Raw genomic sequence first — 20,617 nt, 5'->3', positions numbered from 1 at the left:
AAGCCGGAGCGTTCGTCAGTGCAGCTTCACGCGCGGCTCGGTGCGCCGGGTCAGGGCGCGGGCCAGGGCATCGAGGCTGGTCTTCCACCAGCCGTTCACCGCCGTCTCGTGCATCTTGTAGAGCGAGCGGTACATCAGCCGGGCGAAGAGTCCGGCGATGAACATGTTCCTGCCCTGGATGAACCCCATCAGGTTGCCGACCGCCGTGTACTCGCCGAGCGAGACGAGCGAGCCGAAGTCGCGATACTTGAACGGCTTCAGCGGCCGGCCCGCGAGGCGGTTGGCCATCTGCCCGTAGAGATGCGAGGCCTGCTGGTGCGCCGCCTGGGCCCGCGGCGGGATCGGCGTCTGCGAGCCCTCCTCCACGAGGTAGGCGCAGTCGCCGATGGCGAAGACGTCCGGATCGCGGGTGGTCTGCAAGGTCGGAGTAATGACCAGCTGGTTGTTGCGGGTGCTCTCGAGGCCGCCGAGATCCTTGAGGAAGGACGGCCCCTTCACGCCCGCTGCCCAAACCACGAGCTCGGAGGGGATGAAGCCGCCGTCGGCGAGTTGAACCCCGTCGGCCCGCACCTCGGTGACGCGGGCCTGCACCCGAACCTCGACGCCGATCTTGGCGAGTTGTCCCATCACCTCGGCCGCCAGCCGCTGCGGCACGGCGGGCAGGATGCGGTCGGCCGCCTCCACCAGCGTGATCTTGAGATCCTTGGCCGGGTCGATCCGGTCGAGGCCGGTGCGGGCGACCTCGCGGGTGGTCCGATGCAGCTCCGCCGCCAGCTCCGTTCCGGTCGCGCCGGCGCCGATCACCGTCACGTGGAGCTGTCCGGGACGCACCGGGCCCTCCTGAGTGTGAGCCCGCAGCATGCCGTTGACGAGGCGCTGGTGGAAGCGCATCGCCTGCTCCTTGGTGTCGAGGGCGATGGCGTGCTCGGCGACGCCCGGCGTGCCGAAATCGTTGGTGGTGGAGCCCACGGCCATGACCAGCGTGTCGTAGGGAACGGCCCGCATCGGGGTGACCTCACGCCCCTCGCTGTCGCGGCTGGCGGCGAGGTGAATCACCCGCTTCTCACGGTCGAGGCCGGTCATCTCGCCGATACGGTAGCGGAAGTGGTTGGCATGGGCGTGGTGCAGGTAGTCAACCGCGTGGTGGCCGACATCGAGCGAGCCGGCGGCAACCTCGTGCAACAGCGGCTTCCAGATGTGCGTGCGTGCTCGGTCCACCAAGGTGACGTGGGCCTTGCCGCCCTTGCCGTACTTGTTGCCGAGCTTCGTCACCAGCTCCAGGCCGGCCGCCCCTCCCCCCACCACGACAATCTTGTGCAGATCCGTGACCGATTCGCTCGGAACCATCCTCGCCCCACTCGCCTCGCCGGCCGCCTCGTCCGGCGGCCCTTCAGTTTGGAATGATCTTACATCAGCAACCCGGCAAGCACCCACACGTTCGCAGTGTGCCTGGGACGCAAATCCGGCATCGATGATGGGGCGATATCGTAAAAAAATTTTCCACCCTAGGACACGGGCGCGCCGGGCTGCCGGAGCGGATGGGCTCGGGCGACGGCATCGAGGGAAAGAAGCGTGTCGGCGATCCGCCCGACTGTCGGATAGGCAGCGGTGTCGATCCCGAAAATTCCGGTCCCGACCCAGAGGCTGATCAGGCACAGATCGGCGTGGCTCACGGCGTCGCCATGGCAGAAGCGGCCGGTGCCTTGTTCGCTCGACAGCCGCGTCTCCAGCGTCGTCAGGCCGGTGGTGAAGGCATGGCGCAGGAACTCGAGCATCCGCTCCCGCGGCAGCCCATAATTCTCCATCAGGAAGCTGCGCACCCGCGGCACGTAGAGCGGATGCGTATCGCAGGCGACGACCTGGGCCAGCGAGCGCGCCCGCGCGCGTGCCCGCGGCTCGGCGGGCAGAAGCGGCACCTGCGGATGGGTCTCTTCGAGGTAATCGAGGATCGCCAGCGACTGCGTCAGCGGCGGCCCGTCGCCGTCGAAGAGAGCGGGTACGGCACCCTGCGGGTTGATCTTCAGGAAGTCGGGCTTGAACTGATCGCCGGCATCGAGGTCGAGAAAGATTTCCTCGTAGGCGATCCCCTTGAGATTCATCGCGATGCGCACGCGGAAGGCCGCGGCCGAGCGCCAGTTGCCGTACATTTTCATGGGCACATTCCCGTCTCGCTATGACCGCTCAGAACGCGCGAAGCGTCAGTTCGGTGTGTTCAACCTGAGGCGGGCTCGCGAACGTGTCGGCGACCATGGCCCGGTAGGTCTTCCAGGCTTCCGATCCGGTAAAGTCCTGCGTGTGCGCTTCCAGCGTGTCCCACTCGATCAGAAGGCGGTAGCGCTGCGGCTTCTCGACCGATCGCCGGACGGCGAAGCTGCGGCAGCCGGCGGCGGCGCGGAAGATCTCGGCGGCCCGAGCGATATTGGTCTCGAACGCGCCCTCCGAGCCGGGCTTCACGTCGATCTGCGCGATTTCCAGGATCATGTCCGTCGCTTCCCAGCGGGCCCACGTCGGAGACGGGGCGGAGTGCTCGATCGCTCCGCTATAGCGGCTGGGCCGGGACCGGCAAGGCGCGCGACGGTGCCGAAGACCTCACAGGCAAACCGGGTCGTAGATCGCCGTTATCGCAGTGATCCGGCCCTGTTCGTCCGCGCTCCAGTCGATGCTCCAGGTATGTCTGCAGGGGAACGCCTGCTGGACGAAGCTCGATTGTTGACGTCCCGCGCTCTCGCGACGCCGAAAGCCTTGAGCATCGAGGGTCCGGACGAGCGCGGCTTCTGCTGAACCGACCGGAAAGGCGTTCACGATGCGCAACGAGAAGGCCCGGTTTGCTTCCCGTAACTCCGGGGGCAGTCCCTCGGCGAGTGGAGGGCGCGAAGCGGGTGACGGCTTGAGCACGTACCACAGGGCGAGCCAAGCACCGCCGACCAAGGTGAGGATGACGAGAAGAGCGACGCCGATTCCCAGGAGCATGCGTTTCTGGCTTCGCTTCATTGCCCTCCACCCTTTCCGCCAACACGGCGAACTAAAAAGCCCCTCCCTTGCGGGAGAGGCTTTTCGTCGGCGTCGAGTGGCTGAAGCTTATGCCGCGAGCGTGCGCAGCACGTAGGGAAGAATGCCGCCGTTGCGGAAATATTCCAGCTCGTCGAGGGTATCGATCCGGCAGGTCAGCGGGACCTCCTTCTTCGAGCCGTCGGCCGAGGTGATCTCGGCGGTCAGGGTCTGACGCGGCTTGAGATCGCCCGCGAGCCCCTTGATCGTCACCGTCTCGTCGCCCTTCAGCCCGAGCGACTGCCAGGACGTGTCGCCCTGGAAAACGAGCGGGACGACACCCATGCCGACGAGGTTCGAGCGGTGGATGCGCTCGAAGCTCTCGGCGATCACGGCGCGCACGCCGAGCAGCTTGGTGCCCTTGGCCGCCCAATCGCGCGACGAACCGGTGCCGTACTCCTTGCCGGCGAAGACGACGAGCGGCGTCCCCTCCTCGGCGTATTTCTGCGCGGCGTCGTAGATGTACATCTGCTCGCCATCGGGCTGGTGGAGCGTCCAGCCGCCCTCGACGACGTTGCCGGCCTCGTCCCGCACCATCTGGTTCTTGATGCGGATGTTGGCGAACGTGCCCCGCATCATGACCTCGTGGTTGCCGCGGCGGGTGCCGTACTGGTTGAAGTCCTGTACCCGCACCTGATGCGACTGCAGGTACTCACCGGCGGGCGAGGCCGCGCGGATGTTGCCAGCGGGCGAGATGTGGTCCGTCGTGATCGAGTCGAGGAACAGGCCGAGGATGCGCGCGCCCTCGATGTCGGTGATCGGATCGGGCGTCTTGGTCATGCCCTCGAAATAGGGCGGGTTCTGCACGTAGGTCGAACCCGCATCCCAGGCGAAGGTCTCGGCCTCGGTCACCTCGACGCCCTTCCAGTTGGCGTCGCCGCCGAACACGTCGGCGTAGCGGCTCTTGAACAGCTCTGAGGTGATGTTCTCCTCGATGAAGCGGTTCACCTCCTCCGAGGACGGCCAGATGTCCTTCAGGTAGACCGGCTGGCCGTCCGAACCCTGCCCCAGCGGCTCCTTGGTGATGTCGATCTGGAGCGAGCCGGCGAGCGCGTAGGCCACCACGAGCGGCGGCGAAGCGAGGTAGTTCGCCCGCACGTCCGGGTTCACGCGGCCCTCGAAGTTTCGGTTGCCCGAGAGCACCGCCGCCGCGACCACGTCGTTGTCGTTGATCGCCTTCGAGATCGGGGCCGGGAGCGGGCCCGAATTGCCGATGCAGGTAGTGCAGCCGAAGCCGACGAGGTTGAAGCCGAGCGCATCGAGGCTCGTCTGCAGGCCGGACTTCTCAAGATACTCGCCGACGACCTGGGATCCGGGGGCGAGCGAGGTCTTCACCCACGGCTTCGAGGTCAGGCCCTTGGCGACCGCGTTGCGCGCCAGCAGCCCGGCGCCGATCATCACGCTCGGATTCGAGGTGTTGGTGCAGGACGTGATCGCCGCAATCACCACGTCGCCGTGGCCGATGTCGAAGTTCGTACCCTCGACGGGGAAACGGCTGGCGATGTCGGCCGCCTTCTTGAACTCCTTCTCCATGGCATCGGCAAAGCTGGCCTTGGCGGCGTCGAGCAGCACGCGGTCCTGCGGCCGCTTCGGGCCGGCGAGCGACGGGCGCACGGTGCCCATGTCGAGTTCCAGCGTATCGGTGAAGACCGGATCGGGGGTCTTCGCGTCGCGCCACATGCCCTGCGCCTTGGCGTAGGCCTCGACGAGCGCGATGCGGTCGTCCTGACGCCCGGTGACCTTCAGGAAGTCGATGGTCTTCTGGTCGATCGGGAAGAAGCCGCAGGTGGCACCGTATTCAGGCGCCATGTTGGAGATCGTGGCGCGGTCGGCGACCGGCATGTCGTCCAGGCCGGGGCCATAGAACTCCACGAACTTGCCGACCACGCCCTTCTTGCGCAGCATCTGCGTGACGGTGAGCACGAGGTCGGTCGCGGTGGTGCCCTCCGGCAGCTTGCCGGACAGCTTGAAGCCGATAACCTCGGGGATCAGCATCGACAGCGGCTGGCCGAGCATGGCCGCCTCCGCCTCGATGCCGCCGACGCCCCAGCCGAGCACGGCCAGACCGTTGACCATGGTGGTGTGCGAGTCGGTGCCGACGAGCGAGTCGGGATAGGCGATCTCGACGCCGTCTTCGGTCCGCGTCCACACCGTCTGCGACAGGTATTCGAGGTTCACCTGGTGGCAGATGCCGGTGCCCGGCGGCACCACGGAGAAGTTGCGGAAGGCCGACTGGCCCCATTTCAGGAAGGTGTAGCGCTCACCGTTGCGGGCGTATTCAAGGGCGACGTTGTCACCGAGCGCCTTCGGGGTGCCGAACTCGTCGACGATCACCGAGTGGTCGATGACGAGATCGACCGGCACCAGCGGGTTGATCTTCTGCGGGTCGCCGCCCAGCGAGGCCATGGCGTCGCGCATCGCCGCGAGGTCGACGACGGCGGGCACGCCCGTGAAGTCCTGCATCAGCACGCGGGAGGGGCGGAAGGCGATCTCGGTCTCGGCCTTGCCCTTGTTGCCGAGCCACGCCACGGCAGCCTCGATGTCGCCCTTGCGAACCGAGCGTTCGTCCTCGAAGCGGAGAAGGTTTTCCAGGATCACCTTCATCGAGAACGGCAGCGCGGTCGCGTCGGCCAGGCCGTTCCTTTGTGCCTCGGGGATCGAGTAATAAGTGTAGGTCTTGCCCCCTGCCTCGAGTGTCTGGCGGGCTTTGAAACTGTCGAGCGATGCCACGGCGAGTCGGGTCCTGAGCTGGCGTTAGCGAACACGGAGCAGGCATAACCTGCGCCACGAGAGGTGTTCGGCCGGATGCGCTCCAAGGAGCGCGCGCCGCCCCGGGGGTGCCCGGGTAGCGAGTGCCCTCGGTGGTCTCCCGGTGCCGGGAGGCCCGCGAATGACACTCAGGATGGTGCGCGAGGGGCGGTTTGGACGCCCTTGAATGATCGCGCGGCGCAGCCTGGGCCGGTCTATAGAACGTTTCGAAATTGCCCGCTACTGGCCCGATGACACAGGCGTGCGACTGACATCCCTCGTCCGAGCGACGCGCGAAAACCCCCGGTCAGCCCTCGCCGGCCGAGGCAAAGCAGCGGCGCAAAGCCGCCCGGAACGCCCTGATCTCGTCCGGTGTCAGGCGCGCGAGTCGGGCTTCCAGCCACTCGCGTCCGGCAAGCGCGGCCGGGTCGCGGGCAGCCTCCTCCTCGGTCGGACGGAGGGGAGCCGGCGGCGGCCGTTCGGCATCCATCTCGGCCTCCATGGCAGTGCTTCCCGCGAAATCAGCGATCAGCGTCGAAGAACCAACGCGTTGGGCAATCGGGCGGTTCGCACGGCGCGGAACGATCGGCTATAGGCCGCAAACGACCGGCTCGCCGACGAGATCCGGCCTCCAATGCTCCTCGTCTCACGAGAGGCAGACCAACTTCCCTCGGGACGAAGACGAGACGTGCGGATTTTCCCCTCTTCCAAGGCCGATCCGTGCGGTTGATCGTCGAGGATCTCGCCTGCCGCCGCTCCGGGCGCCGGATCTTCTCCGGCCTCTCCTTCGCCGTCGGTCCCGGTGAGGGGCTCATGGTGACCGGGCGCAACGGCGCGGGCAAATCAACCCTACTGGCGATGCTCGCCGGGCGCCTCAAGCCCGATGCCGGCACGATCCGCGCCGAAGGCCTCGGCGAGGCCAGCCTGCCGGAATGCCTCCACGTGATCGGGCATCGCGACGGGCTGAAATCGGCATTGACGGCCGAGGAAAATCTAGGATTTGCCCGCGACCTTCTCGGTAATCCCGCCGCAACCCCGAAAGCCGCGCTGGAGGCGATGGGCCTTCCGCACGTAGCGCGGCTGCCGGTCGGCTACCTTTCCGCCGGTCAGCGGCGCCGAGTCGCACTGGCCCGCCTCCTCGTCTGCCGCCGCCCGCTCTGGCTCTTGGACGAGCCGACCGCCGCGCTCGATCTCGCCTCGCAGGGCGTGCTCGCCGGCCTGATGCGACGCCACCGGACCGATGGCGGACTTGTGATTGCTGCGACGCACCAGGCCCTCGGTCTGGAGGATGCCCGCGAGTTGCGCATCGCACCGGCTTCGTCGGCTCCCGCAACCGATGCGGCGCTCGACGCGGAGGATTGGCTATGAGTCGCGCGTTCGCCGCCCTGCTAGCACGCGATCTGAAGCTCGCCGCCCGGGTCGGCGGCTCGGGCGCGCTGTCGCTCGTCTTCTTCCTGATGATTGTGGTGCTCGTGCCCTTCGCCCTCGGGCCGGACCTGAAGCTTCTCTCGCGGATCGGCCCGGCAATCCTGTGGCTCTCGGCGGTGCTCGCCACGCTGATCGGGCTCGATCGACTGTTTCAATCGGACGAGGAGGACGGCTCCCTCGACCTGATGACCGGCGCCGCCCTGCCGCTGGAACTTGTGGTGCTGGCCAAGGTGCTGGCTTCGTGGCTCACCACCGGCCTACCCCTCGCCCTCGCCTCTCCGCTGTTTGGATTGCTGGTGGCGCTCTCGCCGAAGGCCATGGGCGCAACGGCGCTGACGCTCGCGCTGGGCACGCCGGCCCTCGCGTTCATCGGGGCGGTCGGAGCGGCGCTGACGGCCACGATCCGCCGCGGTGGCCTGATCCTGGCGATCGTCGTGCTGCCGCTGATGATCCCGACTCTGATCTTCGGCGTCTCCGCAGCGGAGGCCGCCCTCGGCGGCACGGTGCCGTTCGCGACCCCGCTCACGGTACTGGCCGCCCTGAGCCTGATCGCGGCGGTCGTGGGCACCCTGGCTGCGGCCGCCGCCCTGCGCTGGTCGGAGTGAGCCGGCCGCCGCTCCAGGCACCCGCGTCGTGAACGGCTTTCTCGGACCGCGAAGGTACTCGGATCACGAAACTACTTGTCGCAGCCGATGCAGATCCCGGTGTCGATCTTGTCGTCCTTCCGCTCCATCGCGGTTTCGCGGTCGGGATTGTTCGAGTCCCGGCGCGCTCCTCCGCCCCCGGCCGGCGGCATGGTCCGGCCGACCGGCGAGGTGTTGGGTGCGTAGATCGTCGAGGCCGGATCACCGCCGGTGCCGGTTTGAGCCGGTCCCTGCGCGGTCGCGGGGACAGCGAGGGCGGCCGTGAGAACCGCTGCGGACATGAGACGTGCGATCATCGGTAAACTCCCTCGGAGTTCCAACGCGGTAGCCCTCTGCCGGTTCACGTCCCCCCTGCTCTCGTCTCTCATTCCGTCACTGATCAGAGATGCGTCTTAGCCTCGCAATCCGGAAAAACCGTATCCCGCCGTCAATCAGGCCAGCGGATCGCCGCTTCGCGCAATCCCAACAGGCGCGCCTCATCCAGCCCGAAGGCCCGGGAGGCATCGAAGACCTCGCCCGAGACGCTCACCTCGCAGGCCCGATCGAGGCTACCACCGGCGCATTGCGACAGCGCCCGCCTGTGGCCTGCAATCTCCGCCGCGCCGACGCGGATCAGCAGCTTGCCCGCCATCCGAACATCGCCTGCCGCATCGCGCGGCAACAGACCGACGCAGGTGATCTCCTCCTCGGTCGTGTAGACGAGGTGGCAGTGATCGAGCGTGACGCGCTCACCGATGTGATGCCGGGCCGCCCCAACGAAGGCGACGACGTCCGACTGCGCCTCAAGAGCGCGCGGCGCGGACGGCATCAGCAATCCGGTCAGCAATACTGCGCACCCGATCCGCATGACGGTCCCCTTCGAACGATCCTGCCGGTCAATCCTGCAATTTGCAGGCCGAACAAGGTCGAGTGACATGGAGGGACATGGGAGCTTCGAGGAAGAGCCGAACGAATCGGCCGTGTTATGGTGCGTCGACCTTTACTGCGTCTGGCCGCTCTGCGGGGCGTGGGTGTTCTGGTTGTCGGTCGGACCGGTGCGTGTGAACGCGAAGACGATGATCGCTGCCATCAGCAGCAGCACGATCGGGAATGCGAACATCCAACGCGGCATCTCGAGCATCCAAAGGCGCAATCTGGACGACCGGAACTCGTGGGTGATCGTTTTGCTCCACCGGCCCGCAGGCCGGCAACATATGCGAACGATGCATGCCCCGTCCGATCCGCCGTCGATTGCATTGTGCAGTGCAACGTGAGACACAGGGACATGCCGGATCGCGATGGCGTCGCGGTCCTGCAGCCCTTCTTGGGCGTTTCCTCCCTAGACTTCGGGCCGTCCCTCGGGACGGCCTTTTTTGTTTTTGCTTTCCTCCGGATCGCCCCAAGCATCTCAGGCCCGACTCCTCGGGTCAGGCTTGCTCAGGCCCGTCGTCGCAGGTTGTCGAACCGCCCGGCACTATCGAGCAGTGCCGCGATCGGTCATGGCAGCGCAGGCGGCTGGGCCGGCTCATGGTCGCCGATACGATCGCCTCGCGAGCAAGACCGCCGCTGCTGAGATGGCGGCCGGCGTTATCGACGAGGGGCGTTGTCATCACGCCGCAGGGCCGTCAGGCAACCGAGCAGTCTTCGAAGGACTTGATCGAAGACAGCGGCCCTCTGGATTCCGTTCAGACGTATCCGAGGGCCTTGTCCAGGAGTGCTTTCATGCGTCGCGTTGCCTTCACCCTCGCTGCCCTGAGCTGTCTCGGTTCGGGGGCGGCCATTGCCCAGGTTCAGCCTCCGGGCCTGCCGGGCGGTCCGTACCCGCCAGGCACGATCATCCAGCGCCAGACCAATACGACCGGCAACACGGTCGATTATGTCATCGCGCCCGGAGCCACGGGTGCCGACACCATCACCACCAATTCGGCGGCGGGCGGTAATGCCGGCCAGCCGGAGCGTGCGATCCCGCAGGGCAGCGCCGGCGGTGGCAATGGCGGCGGCAGCTCTCGCTGACATCGGCTCGGCCGTGCTCGGGCCGCTTCGACGCCGAGATCACCCGGCGACGGGCCGGCCCTCACCCGTATCGGAAGACGCGGAGCATCGAGAGAAAGCGCGCTTTGCGATGCTCGGCAGGATGCGGACCGACATCTCGCGGCTTCGGATCCAGCCGGCGCCGCCGAGTCGCGCTCGGCTTCCGATTCGGTGAAAGGCTGGACAACGCTCGTCAGGCACAACAACCTGACATCTGTCGCCGACTGAGCGTAGCAGTGGTGCCGCAAGAGGGATTCGAACCCCCGACCCCCTCATTACGAATGAGGTGCTCTACCAGCTGAGCTATTGCGGCGTCGCATCCGGCCCGACGCATCGAAGCCTGACGGAATGTGCCGGGTCTTAGACGGACCCTCTGTCCTTGGCAAGCCTCGGAGCGGGTCCGACGTCGACATCGCGTTGCGGTGTTGGGGGGCTTGTGCGTAAGACCACGCCGATGAACGAGCTCCTCACCACCGATGCCTTGAAGCCGCAGGGTCCCGTGGGCCCACGCCGGCCGCCTCTCGTGCTGGCCTCAGCCTCACCGCGCCGGCTTGCGCTGCTCCAGCAGGTCGGCATCGAGCCGGACGCGCTCCTGCCAGCCGATCTCGACGAAACCCCGCGCAAATCGGAATCACCCCGCGATCTGGCGCGCCGTCTTGCCCGTGAGAAGCTGGAAGCGGCCGGTGCCGCGGCACGGCGCCGGGATGAGTTTCGGGACGCCTATCTCGTATCCGCCGACACGGTGGTGGCGGTGGGACGGCGCGTGCTGCCCAAGGCCGAACTGCTCGATGAGGCGGCCGACTGTCTCCGCCTGCTCTCGGGACGGGCGCACCGCGTCTATACCGCCGTCTGCATCCTCTCGCCGAAGGACCGCCGCCGCGAGCGCATGGTCGAGACCCGGGTGCGCTTCAAGCGCCTGTCGAACCGCGAGATCGAGGGCTATCTCTCCTCGGGCGAGTGGCGCGGGAAGGCCGGCGGCTACGCCATCCAGGGCCTCGCCGCCGCCTTCGTGGTGAAGCTCGTCGGCTCACACAGCGCCGTGGTCGGATTACCGCTCTACGAGACCATGAGCCTGCTCGAAGGCGAGGGCTTTCCCGTACGCGGTGCGTGGGGCGCCGCGTCGTGAAGCGAGCAGTGAACGGGGGACTCGCGCCCTGTCCGATCTGCCGCAAGCCGGCAAACCCCGAGACGAAGCCGTTCTGCTCGGCGCGCTGCGCCGATATCGACCTCGGTCGCTGGCTCGGCGAGCGCTACGTCATTCCTGGACCGGAGGACGAGGAGCTGCCTCGGCCACCGCGATCCGATGACGGCGACCCTTCCTCCTGACGCCAGGATCTGTGCTCGGCAAAAAAGCTTCGCCTCGGGCTCAACAGAGGCTGGACAGGCCCGAAACGCTTCACTATACCCCCGCCAGCCGACGACGCAGCGCGACGCGGCGGTTGCCCAGGTAGCTCAGTTGGTAGAGCATGCGACTGAAAATCGCAGTGTCGGTGGTTCGATTCCGCCCCTGGGCACCATAGTATTTTCTGGCGCTCAGACTTTTGGTCGCTAGCAGCCGAAAAGTCCCCCACTCTTAGTTTCTATGTCCAGCGGGACTTCTCGTCCGGTTGATGAGATGCGTCGCACCGTCGGCGAGTATTTCTTCAAGGGCATGTGCGTGTAGAGCGCGGCCTGCCTCGGGTGGTCGACCCATAGATCGCAGCGGGCTGGCACTCGGTCGCGATCGCGGCGCTAGCCCTGCGCAGGCGATAGGCCGACTACCGTTCAGCGCTTTCGAAACGGATTTCCGAACCCGCTCGCCGTGAACGCCTTGCAGAACTTCGTCGTCAGGGAATCCAGCGCCGGTGCGGCGCTAACGGTACTCGGCGTCGCATCGTTCACCCTCCGTGTGACCCGTAGGACCAGCAACATCAACGTCACTGGACCGATTACGGCCGCTCGCGTGCACGTGCAGTCGGGACGGCAGCGCACGAGCATCGAGCCGGCCTGAGAGGTCATGCCTCAGGCGGCGGTGGACTGTTCCAGCTTCTCACGGGCCGCCGTGAAACGCACGACACGCTGCGCTGTCGCGACCGAAAGTTCTTGGAAGGATTGGAAGGCGCTCTGCATGTCGTCCGCGTTCGGCTCGCCGTCGGAGCGGCTCGCGAGAAAGAGCTTGAGGGTTTTCCAACCAAACCGAGCCGATCGAACAAGAAAGAGAAGAGGATCAGTAGTCGGCGCCATATGAGCGTTGAGCGCGATGACGGAGGGCACTCCAGCAAATCTTGCAAGCGCTACCAATGCGTAATTGGTCTGCCCCATGCTCAGCCATTCCTGCACATTCGTCTCGTCGAGCTCGACCTTGGCTTGTCGAGCAACAGCCACTTCGATCGGCGTCAAATCCACCGGCGGGGCAGCGAGAGACTCTGCGATGGCGAGAGTTGCCCTCTCGGCAGCGCTCGCACCGAACTCCGTCGCCAGCGTCCTGCGAGCCCGTTCGCGGGCCATGGCAATCAGCTGAGAGCGTTGTGCCGCCGGTACGTCTACGCGCTCAGCCAAAGTGTGCTCGAGCTCAACATCCCTCTCCGCCCGAGTGGTGAGGATCTGGAAGCCACTAAGCGAAAATTGTGCGCCCCGGTTGCCAGCGACGCTGCGGACTACCTTCTCGTCACCGCGCGAGACGATCACATCCGTGACGCGTTCGGCAAGAGCGCTACGGCGCGACAACGCCATCAAGTGCTGCTGGCCAGCACCGCTCGCAATCTGAATCAGATCGCTCTCATCAAGGCGAAGCGAGCGCTCAAGCACTGGGCCGGCTACCTCCGCAGAGGCGTCATATGCAAGGTCACGCACCACATGGCGCGGGGCATTCGCGACGTCTGCGAGGTTGGCTGCCAGATCTGCCCGGGCCCGAGTTTCGATGTCGCGAGAAAGACGCAGAATGACTTGATCGAAGGCTCCGACCTGATCTTCATTGAGGCGCGGCGCCTGTGTCGTGAACAAGCTTGTCATCCGACGAAGCATGCTGACGCGCTTAGCCGGATCACCGCTAGCGATGGCTCCTTCAACCTCGGCAACGACGGAATGCAGCGCGACCACAACCTACTCCAGCCCAATCCCACTAAATATAATTTACATATATTTCCGAGTGATGAACTCTGCCCATAAACTCATGCAGACTGCCATTTTCAGCACGTGTGCCAGATTATAGGTGCCATCAGACCGCCATTCTAATGAAAAAACCTTCTGCGCTGAAATATATTATTGTACATTTGATAATCTACAGAATACCCGCGCCCGCCCCAAACATTCTCCCTCGCCTATGCAATACGTTTCCCAGAAAATATAAATTGCTACTCCATGTATTGCAGATTTGCAATGCTCGGCGGAGCTGCTGATGCATTTATCTTCAATCAATGTAGAGCAGAGGACGCCGCAATCTCCCGTGCCACAATTTCTACCGCGGTTCCCTTCGCCACACCGTCGAGGCTGATCTGTCCGTCGCCAATCGACGTCGCGCAACGCCTTCCGCGACGATCCGGATCAGCATCGCTACCGCGTCTCAAATCTGTGGGCACACCGGTCGTCACACTACGATGCAAACGCTCACTTTAGTTGCTTTTATCGGCAAAGGCTGCGGATTGTCAGAGTGGCCGCGTTCAACTCCCGCTGATCGATAGATTCCCGGCTCGGTGCTCACGGGCAAAGTCAGCGCTCGGTGAACGCCTCGAAAACATCACCATTCGAAAAAAGAGTCGAGCCGCGGCATCAGGCAGATGAGGGTTCCTGCGGCGCCGACCACACCCGCTACCATCACAATCGCCGCCACAGCCGGGCCTCCGCGTCCTATCTTCGTGGCCTTAACGCGGGATGGGCTTGGCAAGTTTCAAGCAACCGATCGATGCGGTGCACGGTTGCCGATCACCATTTCAGAAATCGATCCGCACTCGGACGCGCGGCGACGGTGATGGCGATTGCGCCGAGGGCACCAATCAGCATGATGGCGGCGGCAAGGATCATGACGGCTGCTCCACTGCGCGGATCGAGAAATCTCCCGAGACCAACGAGCGAAAACTATGGCGCGTGCCGTGCGGCAGATTGGCCTGCGCGAGGCTGACGTTTTATCCCCTCGCGACCGTCAGCTATCCCGCCCGATCCCGAGCCCTCTCAGGATGTCGCCGATCGGATCGATCCGGGCCGCCCTCTGCGGTGCCGTCGCCGTGTCTTCCGGCGCGGGCGCGGGCGTGGCGGTCGCGGATTGCTCGACATGTGCGGTCGGACGCGTCCGAGCGGCAACCTTGGCGGCGCGGTGGCGGCGCACCGCCTGAACCCGCTGTCCCGCATCCATCCTCGCGAAGTCGTCGGAGGCGAGAAGGGCTGCCGTCTCGGGGGCCAGAAGGGTGAAGCTCGCGAGCCTGGGAGCCGGCAACTCACCAGCACGGCCCTGACTCGATGGCGCCGCCGCATCGGTCACAGCTGGCAACCCGACCCTCTGTCGCGGCGGATCGATCCATCCGTCGCTGCCATTGCCCGAATGTGTATCGGCAGCCACTCTCTGCATGCGTGGCGACGCCGAATTCTGCTCTCGGACGAGGGGAGAGGTCGCGACCAGGCCGAAGACCATGACAGCAGTGGTGGCAAGAACGGATCTATAGTGTTCCATGCTTGCAGAACGTACCGTCAAGGTTCCGGTTCCGCGGTCTAAATCGGATCTCGCGATGGATGGTGCGTCTCGCCTCCTTGCCGCAGCTCGCAGTGACTTCGCCGTGCGGATCTGACGTCCGTCCGCCTCATCGGCTCGGCGGCGATGTCCGCATCTTCCCGCGAATCGCGTCGCAGGTGCCTCATCCGCTTGACGGCCCCCGCGCCCGCCGTGCTAGAGACCGGGCGAGAAGCAGGCGGGCTCAAGGGTGCGTTTGCCATCAATCACTTAAGCGGCGCTTCGAACCTTTCCTGCATCGAGCGCACGTTTCGTGTTCGAAGGCGGTCGCAGGTTATGCCCGCGCTCTCGAACCTAGCGCCCCTCTCGCCCCGGTGACCGTTTGAGGACCCTCCTCGATCTCCTGCGGGTGATGCGGCGGCGCGACCGGCAGCGGCTGTCATGGCTCGGCCTGGGGCTCGGGCTCGCCGCTCTTCTCGAAGTGGTCGGCGTCGCGTCGGTGCTCCCGTTCCTCACGCTGGTGGGCGATCCCGGCGCGGCCGCACGCATCCCCTACCTGGCCAGCCTTCGCAGCGCCCTCGGCCTCGGCGATGACCGCGCCTTCCTCCTCGCTACGGGGTTCGCCGCCCTCGCCGCGATTCTGGTCACCAGCGCGGTCAACGCCGCCTTCGCCTACGCTCAGCTCCTGTTCGCGCATCTTGTCGGATACGACTTCGCGCGGCGCCTGCTCGCCCGCTACGTCGGTCGCGAGAGGCTGTTCTTCGCCCATGCCAACAGCGCCGAGCTCGCCAAGAACGTGCTGAGCGAGACCGATCGCCTCGTGGTCGGCGTGTTCACCCCGGCCATGGTGATCGCCTCGCGCGGTGCCTCGGCCCTCGCGGTGGTCATTTTCCTGATCGCCTATCAGCCACGGCTCGCGCTGATTCTCGGCGGCGGCTTCGGCGGGCTCTACGTCGCGATCTACCTCGTCATGCGGGCCCGCCTGGCCCGGCTCGGCACGCGGGCGGTGGCAGGCAACGAGGGGCGCTATCGGGTCGTGCAGGAGACCTTCGGGGCACTGACCGAGCTTAAGCTCTATGGACGGGCCGAAACCTTCACGGCCCGGTTCGACGCGCCGGCCCGCTCCTATGCGCACGCGCTCGCCTCCAGCCTCGTGACCGGGCAATTGCCGCGCTTCGTCATCGAATCGCTTGCCTTCGGCGGTGTGATCGCCGTCGTGCTCTTCGCGCTGACACAGGGCATCGACACCGCCGGGATGCTGCCGCTGCTCGGCCTGTTCGCCTTCGCCGGCTACCGCATGCTGCCGGCCTTCCAGAACATCTTCACTTCCGTCTCGCAGCTGCGCTTTCATCTGCCCGGCGTGCGCCTCGTCGTCGATGCGCTGGCGGGCGAGAGCGAGCCCCGCCCCCGCACTGCCGAGCGCCTGCCCTTCACCCAGGCGATCCGCTTGGAAGACGTGGCGTTTGATTACGAGCCCGGCCGCCCGACCCTGCGCGGCATCGACCTGACGATCCTCGCTCACACCACGGTCGGCCTCGTCGGCCGCACCGGCTCGGGCAAGTCGACCCTGGTGGGCCTGATCCTCGGCATTCTGACGCCGACCCAGGGCCGCATCCTGATCGATGGCCGGCCCCTCGATCCCGATAGCCTGCCAGCGTGGCAGAATCGGATCGGCTACGTGCCGCAGGACGTCTTTCTCGTCGATGGCAGCATCGCGCAGAACATCGCCCTCGGCATTGAGCCGGACCAGCTCGACCGGGCTGCCGTCGAACGCGCCGCGCGGCTCGCCGGCGCCCACGACTTCATCACCGCCCTGAGCCACGGCTACGACACCGGCGTGGGTGAGCGCGGGGCGAGGCTCAGCGGCGGCCAGCGCCAGCGCATCGGCATTGCCCGCGCGCTCTACCACGACCCCGATGTCATCGTGTTCGACGAGGCGACGAGCGCCCTCGACGGCGAGACCGAGGCGGCGGTGATGGAGGCGCTCGGTGCGCTCGGCGGCACGCGCACCATCATCATGATCGCCCACCGCCTGACCTCGTTGCGCCGGGCCGACACGGTCCACGTCGTCGAGAATGGGCGGATTGTCGCCTCTGGGCCGCCCTCGCAGGTGATCGCGGATCCGGCGGCGCCGACCCCGTCCACCGGCGCCATCGCGGCGGAGACCCCGTAGCGGTCCCGCTTCGGCCCAGCTATCGCTGCGGGGACGAGCAGCGGCGGGGGGGGAAGCAGCGATGGTCGAGACGGTCGAGATCCGAGCCGGCGACGGCAGCGCGGCGCAGATCGCGTTGCGCGGCGCCGAGCCGGTCTCCTGGCAGGTGAAGGGCCGCGAATACCTCTGGAACGGCGACCCGGAACACTGGAATCGGAGCGCGCCCTGGCTCTTCCCCGTCGTCGGCGCCTCGGCCGGGGGCGCGGTGCAGGTGGCGGGTCAGCGTTATCCGATGGCGCAGCACGGCTTTGCCCGCGATCTGCCCTTCGCTGTGATCGGCCGGAGTGAGGATGCGGTCTCCCTGAGCCTGAGCGACGACGAGGCGACGCGGGCGCACTACCCCTTCCCGTTTCGCCTGACCATCGAGGCGCGCATCACACCCGGGACGCTCGCCTTCGAGGTGCGCATCGAGAATCCGGGCGAGACTCTCCTGCCCTACGCCCTCGGCTTCCACCCCGCCTTTCCGTGGCCCTTCGCGGGCGGCGAGCGTCGCGCCGGCGGCGGTTACGCGGTTCTGTTCGAGCGGGCGGAGCGGCCGTTCGTGCCCGAGGTCGGCGCGGGTGGGCTTTTGGTGCGCAGCGAGCGCGCGCTCGCCCTCGACGGGGCGCGGCTCGATCTCGATCCGGACATGTTCACCGAGGCCCTCGTTTTCCTGAACGCGCATAGCCGGACAATGCGGTTCGCGGCGCCGAACGGCCGGGCCATCGCCATGCGGATGGAGGATTTCCCTCATCTCGCGGTCTGGACGAAACCGACAGCGCCGTTCCTGTCGCTCGAAGCCTGGACCGGCCACGCCGATTGGGCCGGCTTCGATGGCGAGCTGGCGGAGAGGGACTCGCAGCGCCAGCTGGCGCCGGGCGCGACCGCCCGGCACGGGATCGTACTGGCGATCGAAGACTGAGTCCGATCGTCAATCGACGGCGATGATGACGTCGGAGCTCTTGATCACGGCGTAGGCGTCACCGCCGACCTTGAGCCCGAGCGCATCGACCGACTCGTTGGTGATGGCCGAGGTGACGACCTGGCCGCTGGCGATCTCGATCTTCACATGCGCCGTGGTCGCGCCCTTCTCGACCGAAACGACCTTGCCCTTGAGGACGTTGCGCGCGCTGAGCTTCATGGATGGCTTTCTCCGTTGCTGGGATGGCCCTCCCTGCCCCAGCCGTCGCGGGCCGGCAAGCGGCAGCCATCCGCTTGTCCCTCACGCGTCAGGGAGATCGTCCTCGCTCAGATCGGCATCGGCCTCTTCCGAGACGCGCCGGCGGCAGCCCCACTCGGCCAGCATTGCGTTCATGTCGTCGAGCACGAAGTGACGGGCGCTGTCGCGGTCGTAGCCCTCGTCGAGGAGGTCGTCGTACTCGGTGAAGGCATGGCGGGCGAAAGCCGTGAGGGCGAGCCAGGCCGCATTTTCCGGTACGGCGCCCCGCAGGCCGGGGCTGCGCAGCGCCCGATCCACCACCGCCTCCGCTTCGAACTCCGGCAGCCGCGGGGCCAGCCGCATCAGCGCCTCCGTCACCAACGTGCGCCGATCCGCCAATGGGGCGACGCCAGCCGGATGGTCCGAGCTCACTCCCTTCTTCATGCGACGATCTCGCCTCGTTGCGCGACACGAAAAAGGGCGGAGCCTCGCGGCCCCGCCCCTGACGACGTCGAAGATGAAGCGCCTTAGCGCTTCGAGAACTGGAAGCTGCGGCGGGCCTTCTTGCGGCCGTACTTCTTGCGCTCCACGACGCGCGGGTCGCGGGTCAGGAAGCCCTCGCGCTTGAGCGGCGAACGCAGTTCCGGCTCGTAGTAGGTCAGAGCCTTGGACAGGCCGTGGCGCACGGCGCCCGCCTGACCGGAGAGACCGCCACCCTTCACCGTGACGGTGATGTCGTACTGGTCGACGCGACCGACGATCTCCAGCGGCTGGCGCAGGATCATGCGCAGCACCGGACGGGCGAAGTAGGTCTCGACCGGGCGGCCGTTGACGACCACGGTGCCGTTGCCGGGCTTGATCCAGACGCGGGCGACCGCATCCTTGCGCTTGCCGGTGGCGTAGGCGCGGCCCTGAGCGTCCAGCTTCTGGACGTGGACGGGCGCCTCGTTCTCCGAGTTGCTCGTCTGGGTGTTCGCCCGATTGAGATCGGCGAGGGACTGAAGGGTCGCCATGATCAAGCGCTCACGTTCTTACGGTTGAGGGAGCCGACGTCGAGCGCCTGCGGCTGCTGGGCCTCGTGGGGGTGCTCGGCGCCCTTGTAGACGCGCAGGTTGCCGAGGATCTGGCGGAAGAGCGGGCCGCGGGGCAGCATGCGCTCGACAGCCTTCTCGACCACGCGCTCGGGGAACCGGCCCTCGAGGATGAACTTGGCCGAGCGCTCCTTGATGCCGCCCGGATAGCCCGTGTGGTGGTAATAGACCTTCTGGTCGTACTTGCGGCCGGTGAACTTCACCTTGTCCGCGTTGATGACGATGACGTTGTCGCCGCAATCGACGTGGGGCGTGTAGGCGGCCTTGTGCTTGCCGCGCAGGCGCATCGCCACGATCGAAGCGAGACGGCCCACAACGAGGCCCTCGGCGTCGATCACGACCCACTTCTTGTCGACGTCGGCGGGCTTCAGCGAAGTGGTCTTCATGGCCGATTCCCGTGCCGGTGACGTTGGAAACAAGGCGCCGCCGCGTCGGGTGAGGACGCAGCGGCGTGCGGGAGGGTCACTACGGAGGATTCGCGGCCGCGTCAAGGCGCGAGACGGACGTCTAAGCCAGAAAACCGCAATGAAACGAAGGCTTTTGACACTGCGGTATCGAGATACCGCATCTCTCTTGGTGTCTGGGCCGGATTTGCACGCTCCCGAGCGGTCGATGTGAGGACAAGAAAAACCCGCCGCGGATAGGACCGGGCGGGTTGAGTTGGAGATTCGTCCGGATAACCCGAACATAAAGGCAGACGGGTGATCGCGCCGGTTAATCCGGCTCTGACGAAAAAAATTTCAGATTTCTTGCCGACGGCTCGGCAGAAGCGGTGAGGCAGACGCAATCACACGGCGCCAGCATGCGGGGCCGGTGTTTCGGTCGAGATTGCATCGACCGTCCGTTGTGCCGGCTCGGGGCCTCCATCGGCCCGGTCGATGCGGATCTCCATGCCGGTGGGCTCCATCGTCCCGAACGGCGTCGAGAAGGCGATCTCGGCGGCGTCCCGGCCGACCCCGATGCGGACGAGACCGTCGAGATGGGCTTGGCGGGTCGCGTCGAACAGCCACCAGCGCCCATCGAGATAGGCCTCGAACACGGCGTGGAAGTCGCGCGGTACGAGGCCGTAGGCGTAGCAACTGACGAAGCGGGCCGGGATGCCGAGCGCCCGGCAGAAGGCTGTGCCGAGATGCGCGAAATCGCGGCAGACGCCCGCCCGCTTGAGAAGCGTCTCGTCGGCGGTCGTCTCGCTGTCGCTGGCGCCGCGCTGATAAGCGATGTGATCGTGGATCCAGTTACAGATTGCGTTGACCCGCTCATGCCCCTGGGGCAACGCGCCGAATTCGGCCTGAGCGAACGGCGTCAGGCGGTCCGAGGAGACGAAACGGCTCGGTAGGAGGAAGGGCAGGATATCGAGGGGAAGCTCCGCGACCGGCGTCTCGCGGATCGTCGCCGGGTCGGCCCGGGTCACGCTCAGCGCGACTTCTGCGTTGTACTCGAGCGAGAGCGCACCCTCCTGCGCGGTGACGCCGAGGTAGCGGTTCTTGAGGTCGGGATGAACGTAGACCCGACGCCCCGGATCAGGCGTCAAGGTCAGGGCTTCGCTGATGATATCGAGGCTGCGCAATTGTGCGACCTCGACGTTGAAGATGAAGGTGGTGGGGCTCTTGACCTCGTAGGCGAGGCTGCAGCCGAGCTTAAACCGCACGGGTCGTCTCC

22 protein-coding genes and 2 tRNA genes are annotated in these 20,617 nt (G+C 66.4%); 8 read left to right on the top strand and 16 right to left on the bottom strand.

Annotated elements, in window-relative coordinates:
• Positions 1–15 precede the first annotated feature (15 nt).
• The 6 genes from MPPM_RS14465 to MPPM_RS14440 form a co-directional block, all read right to left on the bottom strand.
• Positions 16–1,347 carry an NAD(P)/FAD-dependent oxidoreductase gene (locus MPPM_RS14465; RefSeq protein WP_096485625.1) on the bottom strand — a complete coding sequence of 444 codons (1,332 nt, stop codon included), beginning with the start codon at positions 1,345–1,347 and terminating at the stop codon, positions 16–18.
• 158 nt (positions 1,348–1,505) lie between these two features.
• The gene (maiA, locus tag MPPM_RS14460; RefSeq protein WP_096485624.1) at positions 1,506–2,153 is read right to left on the bottom strand and encodes a maleylacetoacetate isomerase; all 648 of its coding nucleotides are present in this window, start codon (positions 2,151–2,153) and stop codon (positions 1,506–1,508) included.
• Between the two features lie 28 nt (positions 2,154–2,181).
• Complete coding sequence (locus MPPM_RS14455; protein WP_096485623.1) at positions 2,182–2,481, bottom strand: antibiotic biosynthesis monooxygenase family protein; 300 nt, start codon at positions 2,479–2,481, stop codon at positions 2,182–2,184.
• A gap of 108 nt (positions 2,482–2,589) precedes the next feature.
• Entirely contained in the window at positions 2,590–2,970 is a 381-nt protein-coding gene (locus MPPM_RS14450; RefSeq protein WP_244573318.1) for a hypothetical protein, read from the bottom strand.
• A 108-nt stretch (positions 2,971–3,078) separates the two neighbouring features.
• Entirely contained in the window at positions 3,079–5,778 is a 2,700-nt protein-coding gene (gene acnA, locus MPPM_RS14445) for an aconitate hydratase AcnA (RefSeq protein WP_096485621.1), read from the bottom strand.
• Between the two features lie 325 nt (positions 5,779–6,103).
• Positions 6,104–6,298 (bottom strand): DUF4240 domain-containing protein, encoded by a 195-nt coding sequence (locus MPPM_RS14440; RefSeq protein WP_244573317.1) that lies wholly within the window; start codon positions 6,296–6,298, stop codon positions 6,104–6,106.
• A gap of 218 nt (positions 6,299–6,516) precedes the next feature.
• Between MPPM_RS14440 and ccmA the strand changes: the two genes are divergently transcribed.
• Both ccmA and ccmB read left to right on the top strand, forming a co-directional pair.
• Positions 6,517–7,164, top strand: a complete 648-nt coding sequence (gene ccmA, locus MPPM_RS14435) for a heme ABC exporter ATP-binding protein CcmA (protein WP_096485620.1) — start codon at positions 6,517–6,519, stop codon at positions 7,162–7,164.
• Complete coding sequence (ccmB, locus tag MPPM_RS14430; protein WP_096485619.1) at positions 7,161–7,829, top strand: heme exporter protein CcmB; 669 nt, start codon at positions 7,161–7,163, stop codon at positions 7,827–7,829. The genes ccmA and ccmB overlap by 4 nt, the downstream gene beginning before the upstream one ends.
• Before the next feature lie 71 nt (positions 7,830–7,900).
• Here the strand turns inward: ccmB and MPPM_RS14425 are convergent, their stop codons facing one another.
• Both MPPM_RS14425 and MPPM_RS14420 read right to left on the bottom strand, forming a co-directional pair.
• Positions 7,901–8,164 carry a hypothetical protein gene (locus tag MPPM_RS14425; protein ID WP_096485618.1) on the bottom strand — a complete coding sequence of 88 codons (264 nt, stop codon included), beginning with the start codon at positions 8,162–8,164 and terminating at the stop codon, positions 7,901–7,903.
• A gap of 131 nt (positions 8,165–8,295) precedes the next feature.
• Positions 8,296–8,694: a hypothetical protein gene (locus MPPM_RS14420; protein WP_244573316.1), complete on the bottom strand. Its 399-nt coding sequence runs from the start codon at positions 8,692–8,694 to the stop codon at positions 8,296–8,298.
• A gap of 875 nt (positions 8,695–9,569) precedes the next feature.
• On the opposite strand from MPPM_RS14420, the gene MPPM_RS14415 reads away from it, so the two are divergent.
• A complete protein-coding gene (locus MPPM_RS14415; RefSeq protein WP_096485616.1) occupies positions 9,570–9,860 on the top strand; it encodes a hypothetical protein in 291 nt (96 codons plus the stop codon).
• Positions 9,861–10,115: 255 nt separating this feature from the next.
• On the opposite strand, the gene MPPM_RS14410 is transcribed toward MPPM_RS14415, so the two are convergent.
• Positions 10,116–10,191: transfer RNA gene (locus tag MPPM_RS14410), tRNA-Thr, on the bottom strand.
• Positions 10,192–10,332: 141 nt separating this feature from the next.
• On the opposite strand from MPPM_RS14410, the gene MPPM_RS14405 reads away from it, so the two are divergent.
• The 3 genes from MPPM_RS14405 to MPPM_RS14395 all read left to right on the top strand — a co-directional run bounded on the left by MPPM_RS14405 (position 10,333) and on the right by MPPM_RS14395 (position 11,395).
• Positions 10,333–11,004 carry a Maf-like protein gene (locus tag MPPM_RS14405; RefSeq protein WP_096485615.1) on the top strand — a complete coding sequence of 224 codons (672 nt, stop codon included), beginning with the start codon at positions 10,333–10,335 and terminating at the stop codon, positions 11,002–11,004.
• Complete coding sequence (locus MPPM_RS14400; RefSeq protein ID WP_096485614.1) at positions 10,986–11,204, top strand: DNA gyrase inhibitor YacG; 219 nt, start codon at positions 10,986–10,988, stop codon at positions 11,202–11,204. Before MPPM_RS14405 ends, MPPM_RS14400 begins: the two co-directional genes overlap by 19 nt.
• A gap of 115 nt (positions 11,205–11,319) precedes the next feature.
• A tRNA-Phe gene (locus MPPM_RS14395) sits at positions 11,320–11,395 on the top strand.
• Between the two features lie 484 nt (positions 11,396–11,879).
• Here MPPM_RS14395 and MPPM_RS14385 read toward each other — a convergent pair.
• Together MPPM_RS14385 and MPPM_RS28920 are read right to left on the bottom strand one after the other, a co-directional pair.
• Positions 11,880–12,956, bottom strand: coding sequence for a DUF2336 domain-containing protein (locus MPPM_RS14385; protein ID WP_157914196.1), 1,077 nt, complete (start codon positions 12,954–12,956; stop codon positions 11,880–11,882).
• Positions 12,957–13,995: 1,039 nt separating this feature from the next.
• Positions 13,996–14,286, bottom strand: a complete 291-nt coding sequence (locus MPPM_RS28920; RefSeq protein WP_244573315.1) for a hypothetical protein — start codon at positions 14,284–14,286, stop codon at positions 13,996–13,998.
• A gap of 613 nt (positions 14,287–14,899) precedes the next feature.
• Here MPPM_RS28920 and MPPM_RS14375 point away from each other — a divergent pair.
• Complete coding sequence (locus MPPM_RS14375; RefSeq protein ID WP_096485610.1) at positions 14,900–16,690, top strand: ABC transporter ATP-binding protein; 1,791 nt, start codon at positions 14,900–14,902, stop codon at positions 16,688–16,690.
• A gap of 61 nt (positions 16,691–16,751) precedes the next feature.
• Positions 16,752–17,630: an aldose 1-epimerase family protein gene (locus MPPM_RS14370; RefSeq protein WP_096485609.1), complete on the top strand. Its 879-nt coding sequence runs from the start codon at positions 16,752–16,754 to the stop codon at positions 17,628–17,630.
• A gap of 9 nt (positions 17,631–17,639) precedes the next feature.
• Here the strand turns inward: MPPM_RS14370 and MPPM_RS14365 are convergent, their stop codons facing one another.
• The 5 genes from MPPM_RS14365 to MPPM_RS14345 all read right to left on the bottom strand — a co-directional run bounded on the left by MPPM_RS14365 (position 17,640) and on the right by MPPM_RS14345 (position 20,606).
• Positions 17,640–17,849 (bottom strand): TOBE domain-containing protein, encoded by a 210-nt coding sequence (locus MPPM_RS14365; protein ID WP_017485894.1) that lies wholly within the window; start codon positions 17,847–17,849, stop codon positions 17,640–17,642.
• An 81-nt stretch (positions 17,850–17,930) separates the two neighbouring features.
• Positions 17,931–18,311, bottom strand: a complete 381-nt coding sequence (locus tag MPPM_RS14360) for a DUF2293 domain-containing protein (protein WP_096485608.1) — start codon at positions 18,309–18,311, stop codon at positions 17,931–17,933.
• Positions 18,312–18,394: 83 nt separating this feature from the next.
• Positions 18,395–18,880, bottom strand: coding sequence for a 30S ribosomal protein S9 (rpsI, locus tag MPPM_RS14355; protein WP_017485892.1), 486 nt, complete (start codon positions 18,878–18,880; stop codon positions 18,395–18,397).
• Between the two features lie 2 nt (positions 18,881–18,882).
• Positions 18,883–19,344, bottom strand: a complete 462-nt coding sequence (gene rplM / locus MPPM_RS14350) for a 50S ribosomal protein L13 (RefSeq protein ID WP_017485891.1) — start codon at positions 19,342–19,344, stop codon at positions 18,883–18,885.
• 401 nt (positions 19,345–19,745) lie between these two features.
• Positions 19,746–20,606 (bottom strand): transglutaminase-like domain-containing protein, encoded by an 861-nt coding sequence (locus MPPM_RS14345; protein WP_096485607.1) that lies wholly within the window; start codon positions 20,604–20,606, stop codon positions 19,746–19,748.
• Positions 20,607–20,617 lie beyond the last annotated feature (11 nt).

It is taken from the genome of Methylorubrum populi (genome assembly GCF_002355515.1).
Classification (GTDB): Bacteria; Pseudomonadota; Alphaproteobacteria; order Rhizobiales; family Beijerinckiaceae; genus Methylobacterium; species Methylobacterium populi_A.
This window is presented reverse-complemented; position numbering and strand designations above follow the sequence as displayed.

What these genes read in the sequence shown, in the direction of transcription:
- MPPM_RS14465 (WP_096485625.1), bottom strand. Translation starts at nt 1,347, where the DNA reads ATGGTTCCGAGCGAATCGGTCACGGATCTGCACAAGATTGTCGTGGTG.
- maiA (WP_096485624.1), bottom strand. Translation starts at nt 2,153, where the DNA reads ATGAAAATGTACGGCAACTGGCGCTCGGCCGCGGCCTTCCGCGTGCGC.
- MPPM_RS14455 (WP_096485623.1), bottom strand. Translation starts at nt 2,481, where the DNA reads ATGATCCTGGAAATCGCGCAGATCGACGTGAAGCCCGGCTCGGAGGGC.
- MPPM_RS14450 (WP_244573318.1), bottom strand. Translation starts at nt 2,970, where the DNA reads ATGCTCCTGGGAATCGGCGTCGCTCTTCTCGTCATCCTCACCTTGGTC.
- MPPM_RS14440 (WP_244573317.1), bottom strand. Translation starts at nt 6,298, where the DNA reads ATGGAGGCCGAGATGGATGCCGAACGGCCGCCGCCGGCTCCCCTCCGT.
- ccmB (WP_096485619.1), top strand. Translation starts at nt 7,161, where the DNA reads ATGAGTCGCGCGTTCGCCGCCCTGCTAGCACGCGATCTGAAGCTCGCC.
- MPPM_RS14425 (WP_096485618.1), bottom strand. Translation starts at nt 8,164, where the DNA reads ATGATCGCACGTCTCATGTCCGCAGCGGTTCTCACGGCCGCCCTCGCT.
- MPPM_RS14415 (WP_096485616.1), top strand. Translation starts at nt 9,570, where the DNA reads ATGCGTCGCGTTGCCTTCACCCTCGCTGCCCTGAGCTGTCTCGGTTCG.
- MPPM_RS14405 (WP_096485615.1), top strand. Translation starts at nt 10,333, where the DNA reads ATGAACGAGCTCCTCACCACCGATGCCTTGAAGCCGCAGGGTCCCGTG.
- MPPM_RS14370 (WP_096485609.1), top strand. Translation starts at nt 16,752, where the DNA reads ATGGTCGAGACGGTCGAGATCCGAGCCGGCGACGGCAGCGCGGCGCAG.
- MPPM_RS14365 (WP_017485894.1), bottom strand. Translation starts at nt 17,849, where the DNA reads ATGAAGCTCAGCGCGCGCAACGTCCTCAAGGGCAAGGTCGTTTCGGTC.
- MPPM_RS14360 (WP_096485608.1), bottom strand. Translation starts at nt 18,311, where the DNA reads ATGAAGAAGGGAGTGAGCTCGGACCATCCGGCTGGCGTCGCCCCATTG.
- rpsI (WP_017485892.1), bottom strand. Translation starts at nt 18,880, where the DNA reads ATGGCGACCCTTCAGTCCCTCGCCGATCTCAATCGGGCGAACACCCAG.
- rplM (WP_017485891.1), bottom strand. Translation starts at nt 19,344, where the DNA reads ATGAAGACCACTTCGCTGAAGCCCGCCGACGTCGACAAGAAGTGGGTC.